The following is an 11,505-nucleotide window of genomic DNA, read 5'->3' on the forward strand; positions in this document are numbered from 1 at the left end:
CATGCGGTTTGTTCCGATCAAGACCGATGATCAGCTCGATCTGCAGGCGCTGCACCGGGTGCGGGATCGGCTGATGGCGCGAAGAACCTCTGTGATCAACCAGATTCGAGCTTTCCTGTTGGAACGCGGCATGGTGTTTGCGAAGAGCCCGATTCGGCTGAAGGAGGCCATCCCGGAGGTGCTTGAGAACGCGAACGAGAACCTCACCCCGAGGATGCGCCACCTGGTCGCGATGCTGTGGTGCGAGTGGAAGGACCTGGAGCAGCAGATTTTGGAGATGAACGATGAAGTGGAGCGGATTGCTTCGAAAATATGGAGAGAAGTCCAAGGAGTACGTAACCGCGCCGGATCATTTCCTCTTCCCCCCAGCGACACTGAAAACATGTATGCAGACGAGGCTTCAATTATAGCTTCTTGTCTGTTCTGCCCTCTCTATGACGTCTGGGGCGCCTGATCGTCACAAGGCGCTTTGCCGCTCCCAATCGCTTTCGGTGTTTTTGACCCAGCGTTCGCGAATGTTCTGATGTGGTCTCTTCCGGTCCAGGCGAATGCGTTCGCATCTCGGGTTGCGAGCATATGGTCGGCTATGCGTCAGCGACTCATCAGTAAACATTCCGTCACGCCTTCGACGAGGATAATGCTAACGTGGCAGAACTCGTCGTAATTCAGCATCCGATTTTCAGTTTTTCCGAGCTTTCAGGCTTTAGGAGCGAGGACTCGATAAAGGGTGGCTGGGTGGATGCTGAACGTTCTGGCGACCTCTGAAACGCATTTCCTTCCTTGATGAGTCGGCAGCCGAGGTTTCGTTGCTCCTCATTCATCTTTTTGGGTCGACCAAAACGTACTCCGCGTCTTTTTGCGTCTGCGCGACCAGCCCCAGTGCGCTCCCGAATCAAATCGCGTTCGAATCCGCTATGCCCACGAAAATAGTCATGATCATCTTGCCGGCATGCGTGGTAGTGTCAGCCCAGGGTTCGGAAAGTGACTGGAAGCGCGCGCCCGCGTTGCTGATTGTTTCCACGATCGACCGACTGGCGCGCTCCACCCGTAATCTCCTGGAGATTTTTTGCGAAGGCTCGAGACTGGACACAGGATGAGCTGATCGAGCACTGGACACTCGCGCCCAGCGAGCTTGTGCTCCTCATGAACAAGAGCGGTCCCGGTCGCGTGGGCTTCGCCCTCCTGCTGAAGTTCTTTCAAGCGAACGGACGCTTCCCGAGCAATAGGGGGCGTCCTCTCTATTGCCCGTTTAGAGCGGGAACTGCTCTAACTTCTTTCTCATGCTGCCATCCTATCCCCCTTATGCGACAGATCCTTGCAGTGGATGTCTTCCGCTTTTCTATGCCCCACGTCTCAGGAGCGAGACGTGGGACACTCCAAATTCCAAGATTCAGTGAGTTTCGCAGCCCTGGCCGGTGCTGACTCCGGTGAGGACGTTATTGGCCGAGGTAAGGGTACGGCTGACGCAGGTTCCCTTCGAGTCCTGGAACAGGAAGGTCTGGGTGGAACTGGGGGTCAGGCTCCGATTGCCGTTTGCGTCAACGGCTAACGTGTCCTGCGATTGGACGTGGTTGTTCTCGGTGCTCCTGAAGACGGCGGAGCCGTTGACATGCTCTTTTTTGTCGAGCAGGAACTGCTGGTTGACGCTGGTAGTCTGGGAGAAGCTTCCATCGGGGTTGACGTTCAAAGCGAAGTCGATGGTGACCGGATAGGTAAAGTGCTGTTCGCGCTTGCTCTCGAATGGCCCGGCGTGCGTGGTGGTCTCAGAGTCGACGGTGGTGGTTTGTTGCACGTTCTGATTGTCCGGAGAGCCCGTAGTGGGGTTAACGTCGAACTGCTGATTATTCACGAAGCTCACGGTCTCCTGGACAGTAGTGTCGACGCGGCCGTGCGAGGTGTTGACGAATCCGGCGATGGTGAAGGTGCGGGTCGAGCTGGTATCGATGCTGCCGGTGAAGTGTTTGGTCGCTGGATTGAAGTTGATGTTGTTATTGATTGTGGGTGTAGGGGCAGCGGAGAGCGTGTTGGTGGTGACGCCGCCCGTTACGTGCGCCGAGCCGTGATCGGTAAAGACGAACATATTGGCTGTGGCGGAGAAGAAGGAGTTGGCATTGAAGACGCTGACAGACACGGTATGGGTGTTGCCGTCAGAGAGGAGCCCAGCGAAGGGAGTGAGGTCGACGCGGTAGGGCCTGAAGTTGAGCGTCTGCACGCCGGGGATGGGCTCCCAGAGGAAAGGATCGATTCCGCCGGTGAAGATCCAGGGGTAGACAGGCGCGACTCCGGCGGGTTTACCGTCGATACTCACTTCAGTTTCGCGGAAAGCAGTGCCGCCACAGCTCTCGAGGTTGTTGTCTTCGCTGTTGGGCACGCATAAGTACCAGAATTCATCGTTAATCTGGCTTTGCGCAATCACGTCGAGGTAGACGCTTTCGACGTTGGTTGGAAGGTTAAGCGTCTGGCTGATGCTGTCGGCGGTGGTGTTGAGGGTGCCCGCATCGCCTCCGGTTCCGTTGACGGGAACGACGATATCGGCGGTGCGCGGTGCAGCATCGGGGAAGGACGCGGGAAAGAACTCAAGCGCGGCGTTGGCGAAAATGACGCTGTTGAAGTCGGTGCCGCCGGAGACTCCGACGAAGTTGCCGAGGTTAGCCTCGCCGATTTGCGGGGCCTTGAAGATGGCGGAGAGGTCGGTGACATCGCGCTCAACGTGCCACGAAGGGCTCAGATTGGAGCGGGGCTCGGCGGTCGTTCCGAAATAGATGTTGGCGTGACCAAGATAGAAAGCGGCGGTGCGGTCAAACTGACGGCCGGCCTGGACGGTGAAGTCGGCGGTGAAGACGACTTTGGCCCACGGGCCGGGGCATGATGCGGGAGGCGTGTAGTTGAAAGTTTTCGGGGTGAAATCGTCAAAGGCAAAGTTCGTGAAAAGCTGCACGATGCAGGGCTTGGTGTTGGGACGCGGGACGAGAGGATCGGCGGGAGCAGGATTGGACGAACCGATTTGGGGGGTAGTGGGCACGGTGACGACCTGCGCGTGCGTGAGAGCGGGAACGACGGCGAGAGCGGCGAGAGCCGCGCCGAGACAACTGGGGAAAAGTTTGCGCATGGCACATCCTTGGAGGAGTTTCAAATGCGCATTGAAAATATCATGGGAGTGAAACACTTGTACAAATTAGCTGTTCATATGAGCGAAATCGGGCGGAATTACTGATCGTGGACTAAAGCTGTGATCTTGCCACTAATGATCGGATCGATAAGTACGGAATGCCTGCAGGTGTTTATGTACGCTTAGGAAGGTATCCTAAAGAACGGCGATTTACTGAACGCATACTTATGCTTTCCTTATTGTTCATATGCACGTCGATTTAGTTACTCGGCCCGTGCGCGGAACATTATAGGTGCGGGCCATGCAGCTGTTGTTATTGAATTATCACTTTTCTGTCACTGTTTTGTAATTCATCCCGGTATATCTCGCTATCTTCTGTTATTAAATTCAGCTAACAAATTCTAAGTGCAAAAAGAAATAAAAAGATAGATAAACGTGTTGACATATACCGATGTCCCGATTAGCCTCACGATGTCCCGATTAGCCTCATCCAAAATCATTAACTTATGCAATTGATTGCTTGAAAGTAATTCTGGCGAAGAGCGGTATGACTCAAGCCTCCCATACTTTGACCATGAAAACTATCGATACAGATGACCCGCATGATCCAGTTTGAAAACAGTCTGGACGAAGTTCATCTGTGTCTGAACAGGAGATGCAGATTACGGGTTTGCTTCTCTCCTGGCGATCAGGCGATCCAATGGCATTCGACCGCCTGATGGAAATTATCTATCCACACTTTGTACGTTTCTTTTGCACTATTTTGTCTTGGAGCTTTGTTCGTGAACCTTTCTACCGTTGTGCGTTCTCCCTTTAGGCTTGTCCCTTCCTCTCTTAATCGATTGATGCATCGGTTTTCACTGGCTGCCGCAGTTCTGGTCTGCACTCTGGGAATTTTGGGCCAGCATTCCCAGGCGCAGACCGCTGTCGCGCTGTACTTTACCTGTAGACAAAGTTTTGTGCGTTTTCAGCAGCTTGCGTGCTGCACGTAATCTGTAGACACTGCACTAACTAAACCTGTAGGCTGCTGCACTAAACTTGTAGACATTTTCACGTTGCTTTTCTGCGCTTAACCTCGAGAGTCCTGCATTTAACTTGTGGACGAATTTGCAATGATCCTTGAGGCGTTTGGATGACGGAAAATCCCTCGCACGAGCTAGCCACTCCTGAGGAATGGAGCCGGGCTCGTCATCGTGAAACAATCCTACGGTCTCTTGTGACACAGTCCTCTTTGTCCGAGACCGACATCCGACTAGCCAGCAAGCGGATGGGAGTACTCTCTCACGCGCCGTGGCCACAAAATCCTTCGTGTCATAGGCCTTGTCCGCGCCTACGGTGATACGCCAGCGAGCGGTGCTTCTGCGTCTCATGCAGCATCAACAGCGCGGCGTCGCGTTCAGCGTATCCGTCGGCGTGCGTGACCATCGAAGCGGCTCTTAGTTTTGGAGCGCTTTGCATGGCTCGCTATTCTTGGTAGACCAACCGAGGTCCACTAACCTGCGTCGCGTTGAGGTCGATATCCACCTCAACGCGGTCAGCGATCTTGCCCCATCTTCGGTTTCCAGCGGTGCCAGGCTGATTTCTATGGGGAACTCGTGGCCGTCCCGGTGTTGTCCGAGCAGCTCCAGCCCTGCGCCCATGGGCCGGGTTTGGGGAGTCGCAGCGTATTGGGAGCGATGTACGAGGTGACCATTCCGAAACCGTTCGGGCATGAACTTCTCGACCGGCTCGCCAACCAACTCCTCGCTCCCATATCCAAATATCTTTCGGTTTCGGTGTTTACGAGCACGATCCGGCCTTTTCGGTCTACAAGGGCCATCGCGTCTGGCGCAGGCTCAAAGAAGGAAGCAGCATCTAAACATCATACATCGCAGCACTTCGCGGCTTGCAGCGATTGCCCCATGCGATTCCCCTTCCGTCTCAGAAACCTGGGGGCGCTCATTAACAGTTTGAGTCTGTAAGACAGCGAGTCCGTCGGCTGAGGATCCACTCTCGAGGCCATTGCTTTCTATCCTTTGTTGCGCTTCCGCAGCGCCGTCCTCAAGTGATTGAACTATCGGCAAACGATCTTGCGCGGCAGGCACTGGCAAAACGCCCAGACCTGATTGAGGCCGCAGACAAAAGGACGAGGAGAAAGAGGCTCGGTCAAAGCTTTTTCCGAAGATCACGTTCTTTGCTTCCGACATGTACACCGACGTGACGAACAGTCCCACCCAGCCGGCATTTAGCGACGTTCATGGGAACACTTACGTGGTATCTGGTCACTTACATTGGGACATCATTCGACGCTCGCGGCAAACTACCATCAGTTACAGCAGACCAAATCCGAGGTTCGCCAAGCGAACGACCAGTTGGACAGCATGCGACTGGAAGCGGAGCAAGAGGTTTGGAGCGCTACACTAATGTAGTAACCGCACTTGCAGACCAGGATGCCGCTCAGGCTGTGCTGGATGCGGCTACCGAATCTTTTTAATGTGACGGAGACTGACTATGCCGACGGAACCAAGCAGCTGCTGGATTTAGAGCAATCGCAAGGTGATCTTGCGAAAGCCGACAGCGCTTACAAGACGGCCCGCGCTCAAACTCTGATGCAATCACAAGTCAGCGCTTACAAGCAGGGCACTTCGCACGAGCCTCGATCACCTTAACCATGAAGGAGGGCTAATTCGTTTGGCCTCACCGACTACAACTTGATCAATAATCCGGAGAGTCAAATGGAATCTGCTATCGCGTTTTCCAAGATTGAAAAGCGCAAGCAAGGAAGAGCGCTTCGCGAAAAGTGTCCACGCACCTCGCAAGCCGCGTGGAAGCCCCGATCGAAGTCGCAGGACATCGTCAAATGGCTGGAAGAATCGGACGCTGATCGAATTCCAGGCCTGATCCCGCTTAAATATCAGAGGATGGCCGTGTCGCCCTTCACATTCTTCCGCGGCGCAGCCATCATCCAGGCGCGAGACCTCGCGAACGCCCCCGTGTCGGGGATAGCCGTTCAAGCATGCGGCGATTGCCACCTGGCAAACTTTGGCGTCTTCGCCTCGCCTGAACGAAAGTTAGTTTTCGACATCAACGACTTCGATGAGACCTTCCCTGGTGCATGGGAATGGGACCTGAAGCGGCTGGGGGCAAGCTTAGTTCTGGCGGCAAGGGACCGGAATTTTTCCAAAAGCATCGCAGACGATGTTGTGCGAGCGGCTGCGGCTTCCTACCGGGAGCGAATGTCCGAGTTTGCCGAAATGGAAGTGCTTGACAGGTGGTATGCACAAGTCAGCATCGACGACCTGAAGGCGCATTTCGGGAAGGATCCAGCCGCGTTAGCCCTGTTGTCTAAGGAGCAAAAGCAGGCCCGCTCGCATACCTCTGAGGCTGTAGTTCCCAAGCTCACTGCCATTGTGGACGGACGCCGTCAAATTAAGGACGATCCCCCAGTCCTCTTCCATTTTAAAACAAATGCGCCGAATTTCGAGCGGGAACACCGAAACCACATTGAGCGATATCGGAAATCTTTACCGGCCGACCGACTTGAACTGTTCGAGCGCCATCAATTCCACGATACTGCGGTGAAAGTCGTTGGTGTTGGCAGCGTAGGGACACGCTGCTATCTAGGACTGCTTTTCGCCGAAGGAGATGAGCCACTATTCCTTCAAACCAAGGAAGCGCGCAGGTCGGTGCTGGAGTCGCCACGCGGAAAGAGCCGCTTTGCCAATCAGGGTTTCCGTGTCGTTACCGGCCAGCGTCTCATGCAGGCAGCAAGCGACATCTTTCTGGGTTGGTTTCGCTCAGCGCACGGGCATGATTACTACGTTCGTCAGTTCCGCGACATGAAGGTCTCCGCCGAGCTCGAAACCTTCCGGCCCGGCAATCTGGTTGGGTATGCCACCGCATGCGGCTGGGCATTAGCTCGGGCCCACGCAAAGGCGGGTGATGCGCCGATGATCGCCGGATATCTGGGATCCACCAGTCGCTTCGATGACGCCTTGGTGCAATATGCGAGAGCCTACGCAGACCAGGCGGAACGTGATTTTGCAACTTTCAAGGCAGCCATTCGTTCCAGGCGCTTGTCAACGGATGTGGAGAAGGGTGCTGGTCTGGAGTTCGTGGTATAGCGAAAACGCGTTCCTGCTGATTGAGAAGCAGCTCTGTCGTGCAGGCGATCTGTAAACATTGACAGTGCTTTGTCTTCGCGGCAATAGCTGATGACGAGGCCGAGGAGATTGGTGACCCCGAGATAGAGAACCTCTGCGTGATCACCTCAAATGCAAGCCCAAGGTCGCCGGCACAATTAAATTCATCAACAAGCTGTTCGATGTTGCTGCCTGATCTGTAGCATCTGTAAGGGCGAGTCGCGTGTGCGCCAGTTAATGCAACAGAGCCGGCCGGGACGCCAGGTACAGTTCGCAGTGAAACTGGTCTTCTAGTCACTAACCCCGGAGAGGTCCTCGATAGAGTCGAGGACCTCTCCGGGGTAATTTGACACATAACAATTCAGGCATCCGACGCAAGGTGAAGAGATGAAGCGCAGAGATCTGTTGAAGAGTTTGTCGATGGCCGCAGGGGGAATGCTATGGACCCGCAATCTCGCCGGCCAGAGCAGCCAAGGGGAGAGCAAAGCCAAGGCACGATTGGCGACCCCGATTCGAGCGCTCGCTCGGAAAAATGGTCAGGTCTATCAACCACTCGAAATCCACCTCGAAGATACGGCTCTATCGGGTGAAGCAGTCACAAAGCTGGATGGCGTTGAGGTCGATCGGCGCAACGTCGAGACGGGATCGCATACCTTCGATATTTACCTCAAGCCGGTCAATCAACCCAAACAGTCCACTGTGACGGTTGAGATCATCGGCAAGGCATTCACCGACCAGGTTGAACTGAAGCCGGTGCGGAAGATGCTGGTCTATGTATTGCCGCATTCCCATCACGACCTGGGCTATACCGATCTCCAAGCGGATGTCGAACAGAAGCAAATTCGCAATATCACACGAGGTATAGAACTGGCCCGGAAGACGGCAGACTATCCGGAGGGGTCGCGCTTCGTCTGGAACCTGGAGGTGTTGTGGGGAGCTGATCTCTACATGCGACGAAGCGACGAATCTGCGCGCCGCGCCCTCATAGAAGCCGTTCAGAAGGGGTGGATCGGAATCAATGGCTCCTATGCCAACGAACTCACCGGCCTCTGCCGTCCAGCGGAACTGCTGCAGCTGTTTCGCTACTCGGGAGAACTGGGCAACACCTGCGGGGCTAAGGTTGACTCCGCCATGATGAGCGACGTCCCGGGCTTCTCCTGGGGAACGGTGACAGCAATGTCCCAGGCGGGCATCCGGTATTTCTCCGCGGCGCCTAACTATTTTGACCGTATTGGCACTTTCATGGTGACATGGCAGGACAAGCCATTCTGGTGGGTCTCACCCTCGGGCAAAGAAAAGCTCTTGTTCTGGGTTCCATGGACAGGATATGCGCTGTCGCACGTCATGAAGCTCGGTGATGAACTGGTCTCCAAGTATCAGGACCGCATGGATGAAGTTCACTACCCCTATGACATCTCGTACATTCGCTGGTCTGGCCACGGCGACAATGCCGAACCCGATCCAGAGCTGAGTGACTGGATCCGCGACTGGAACCAGAAATACGAGTGGCCCCGCTTCTCCATCGCCTCGACCAGCACAGCTTTTTCCGCCTTCGAAAAGCGGTACGGCAATCAGTTGCCGCAATATCGTGGTGATCTCACTCCTTACTGGGAGGATGGAGCCGGCTCCTCTGCACTTGAAACGGCAATGAGTCGCAATGCTGCCGACAGGATCAACGAGGCCGCGGCGTTGACCGCACTTGGCAAAATCAATGCTTACAATCCTTCCTCATATGCCGAGGCGTGGCGAGATGTTCTTCTGTACTCCGAACACACCTGGGGTGCATGGAACAGCGTCTCTGACTCGGAAAATCCTTTTGTGAAGAAGCAGTGGGACGTAAAACGGGCTTTTGCTGTAGACGCGGACAAGTTGTCGAAGGACATTCTCGCCCAAGCTGGCGGAGCTCAGGCTACCGAATCGAGTGCCAATGCGATTGAGGTTCACAATCCCTCGTCGTGGAGCCGGACGGAGATCGTCTATCTTTCGCATGAGCTTTCCAGTGCCGGCGATCGCGTAACGGACAGTCGCGGAAAGCCGGTGCCGTCGCAACGGCTCAGCACAGGCGAACTCGCTGTGCTGGTAAAAGATGTTCCTGCTTTCGCTGCGGCAAGCTACCGTCTCTCACCAAACAAGGCGCTCGCGCCAAATACCCCGGTATCGTACAAAGATCACCGTCTCTCTAATGGCGTCCTGGAGTTATCGATCGAACCATCCACGGGGGATGTCTCTGCGCTGCGTCTTCACGGTGAGCAGCAAAACCTGGCAGACAATCGCAAACACAGACTGAACCAGTTTCTATTTCTTCAAGGTAAGGATGTAGACCACCTGCAATCCAGTAGTACCGCGACCATCGTTGTCGAAGAACAGGGTCCGCTGCTTGTATCGATTCGCATCGAGTCTTCAGCACTAGGCTGCAAATCCCTGGTTCGACGAATTCGACTGAGCGCGGGTGCGGATTATGTGGAGGTAGCGAATACCGTAGACAAACTCCGCGCGCCACTCAATCCCCATCCCGGCGTTGGCGGCCCTGGCGATGAATTCGCCCAGCGCGGATCGAAGGAGAGCATCCAATTCGCTTTCCCATTTGCAGTGCCAGATGGGAAGATGACCCTCGATATTCCACTCGGCAACATGCGGCCGGAGGCCGACCAGCTCCCCGGCTCTTGTAAGAATTGGTTACCGGTGGGCCGCTGGGTTGATGTCTCCAATGAAAGCCTCGGAGTCACCTGGATCACTCAGGATGCCCCCTTGGTGGAGATTGGTGAGATCAGTGCGACCATGCTCGGGTCACAAAGAGATCCAAGCGTGTGGCGCAAGCACATCGATGAAACTCAGACGTTTTACTCGTGGGTGATGAACAATCACTGGGGTACCAACTACCTCGCCTACCAGGAAGGGCCGACGACCTTCCGGTATGCCCTCCGGCCCCATCGCAAACATGATGCTTCCGCTGCAAGCCGTTTGGCGATTGCGTTGTCCGAACCACTTCTCTCGCGTCCGTCCGATTCTGTAAGCCAGGAATCCGAATCACTTCTCCGTATCGAACCTGCCGAAGTCATCGCAATTACTCTCAAGCCAAGCGAAGACCGAAAGGCATGGATCGTTCGGCTGTTTGAGTCCTCCGGTCAACCTCGAAGTGCGAAGCTAACGTGGGCAGCATCGCAAGCTGTCCAGAGTTGGAGGAGTAATCTGGCGGAGGAAAAACTTGAGCCCGTCGGAAATGAGGTCCATTTGGATGGGTGGGAACTTCTGACATTGCGAGTTGAGAAGAAGGCACCATAGGGAGTGGCCACTTCTCAAACAACGAGGGTGGAAGAGCTCAGCTCTTCCACCACAATTTAATTCCGGCTGGCGTCGTCTTTTCTTTGAACCCGCGAAGTTCCCTACACCGCTTCAGCGGTTTCTGTTCAACTTGACCCTTCGGGTCAGGTACGCTCCATGGGAGCATGCGGCTCAGAATGCCGTCGCGAAGCACCAGGGTATGGAACAGCACTGCGCCCATGTGAGCAAGAAAGGTGAAGAAGAGCAGATAAGCGAGCATCGTGTGGGTCTGGCGCAACACGGCAAAGACCTCCGGGTTGGCGGGAAGAATCGGAGGGAGATGAAATGTCCCAAACATGACGATCGGAAAGTGCCCCGCCGACAACATGGCCCAGCCTAGCAATGGATAAACAAGGTACAGAGCAGGAACTCGTTTGCGGCAAGAACGGGTTCAGTTTCCGATACCCCCGTTTTGTGGTCAACCTATCGCCTCAAAGCATCTGCAATAGTACGACCACACTTCGAGATCGACAGCATAACGAAGGCGAAAATGCGCCGTTGGATGCGGCGGTCAAATAAACATCCCACACCTAGGATGAACAGGATGACAATAGGCATATTGTTGAAAAGGTTAGGTGGGGTTACAGGTATGCCATCTGCTCACCATTTTGAGGAGCTGTATGGAGTCACGGAAGAACGAGCTCTTAACTTCTGGGCCTCACATCTCCACGAAGAGATAGGAAGTAAACGGTGGTCCCAGATTTGCGACTCTACAGGCGTCTATCTTGCAAGCGTGCTTGGTCACTTTTGCCTGCAGTCAGTAGATCGGATGAAAATCCTTTCTCCTGATTACAGCCCGAGCGATCTGGATTTCCGGCAGTTCGCAGATCTGACCCAGATCGCTGAACTCATGATGAGGCAGCTGACTCGCGCGAAGAACCCTCTCTGGATGGAGTCAGCCGGCGCGCACATCCTTCTCTACGCCGGATTCTTTCAAAACCAAAACAAGGACCG

Annotated in this window: 8 protein-coding genes and 2 pseudogenes; 5 read left to right on the forward strand and 5 right to left on the reverse strand. The window is 54.9% G+C overall.

Annotation, left to right across the window (positions count from 1 at the left end; genetic code table 11):
• Positions 1 to 131: pseudogene (locus Q363_RS46965) on the forward strand (IS110 family transposase); the annotation flags it as partial.
• 761 nt (positions 132 to 892) lie between these two features.
• On the opposite strand, the gene Q363_RS43220 reads toward Q363_RS46965, so the two are convergent.
• Entirely contained in the window at positions 893 to 1,045 is a 153-nt protein-coding gene (locus tag Q363_RS43220) for a recombinase family protein (RefSeq protein ID WP_211256384.1), read from the reverse strand.
• On the opposite strand from Q363_RS43220, the gene Q363_RS46970 reads away from it, so the two are divergent.
• Positions 1,012 to 1,422: a DUF4158 domain-containing protein gene (locus tag Q363_RS46970; RefSeq protein WP_084080829.1), complete on the forward strand. Its 411-nt coding sequence runs from the start codon at positions 1,012 to 1,014 to the stop codon at positions 1,420 to 1,422. The two genes, Q363_RS43220 and Q363_RS46970, sit on opposite strands and share 34 nt — an antisense overlap.
• On the opposite strand, the gene Q363_RS27320 is transcribed toward Q363_RS46970, so the two are convergent.
• From Q363_RS27320 to Q363_RS46975, 3 genes and pseudogenes are all read right to left on the reverse strand, one after another.
• Positions 1,391 to 3,109 carry a peptide-N4-asparagine amidase gene (locus Q363_RS27320; protein WP_035357016.1) on the reverse strand — a complete coding sequence of 573 codons (1,719 nt, stop codon included), beginning with the start codon at positions 3,107 to 3,109 and terminating at the stop codon, positions 1,391 to 1,393. The genes Q363_RS46970 and Q363_RS27320 overlap by 32 nt on opposite strands.
• A gap of 1,280 nt (positions 3,110 to 4,389) precedes the next feature.
• Positions 4,390 to 4,531: pseudogene (locus Q363_RS41340) on the reverse strand (IS5-like element ISCARN71 family transposase); the annotation flags it as partial.
• Positions 4,532 to 4,545: 14 nt separating this feature from the next.
• On the reverse strand, positions 4,546 to 4,872 hold the full coding sequence (locus tag Q363_RS46975) for a PAS domain S-box protein (RefSeq protein ID WP_084080830.1): 327 nt from the start codon (positions 4,870 to 4,872) through the stop codon (positions 4,546 to 4,548).
• 951 nt (positions 4,873 to 5,823) lie between these two features.
• Between Q363_RS46975 and Q363_RS27335 the strand changes: the two genes are divergently transcribed.
• Complete coding sequence (locus Q363_RS27335) at positions 5,824 to 7,212, forward strand: DUF2252 domain-containing protein (protein ID WP_035357020.1); 1,389 nt, start codon at positions 5,824 to 5,826, stop codon at positions 7,210 to 7,212.
• A gap of 405 nt (positions 7,213 to 7,617) precedes the next feature.
• Positions 7,618 to 10,512: a glycoside hydrolase family 38 N-terminal domain-containing protein gene (locus tag Q363_RS27340; RefSeq protein ID WP_035357021.1), complete on the forward strand. Its 2,895-nt coding sequence runs from the start codon at positions 7,618 to 7,620 to the stop codon at positions 10,510 to 10,512.
• A 37-nt stretch (positions 10,513 to 10,549) separates the two neighbouring features.
• On the opposite strand, the gene Q363_RS27345 is transcribed toward Q363_RS27340, so the two are convergent.
• Entirely contained in the window at positions 10,550 to 10,912 is a 363-nt protein-coding gene (locus tag Q363_RS27345) for a cytochrome b (protein WP_281176087.1), read from the reverse strand.
• Between the two features lie 408 nt (positions 10,913 to 11,320).
• Between Q363_RS27345 and Q363_RS43225 the strand changes: the two genes are divergently transcribed.
• On the forward strand, positions 11,321 to 11,505 hold a 185-nt coding region (locus tag Q363_RS43225), incomplete at its 3' end, for a hypothetical protein (protein ID WP_035357022.1).

It is taken from the genome of Edaphobacter aggregans DSM 19364 (assembly GCF_000745965.1).
In the GTDB taxonomy this organism is placed as follows: Bacteria; Acidobacteriota; Terriglobia; order Terriglobales; family Acidobacteriaceae; genus Edaphobacter; species Edaphobacter aggregans.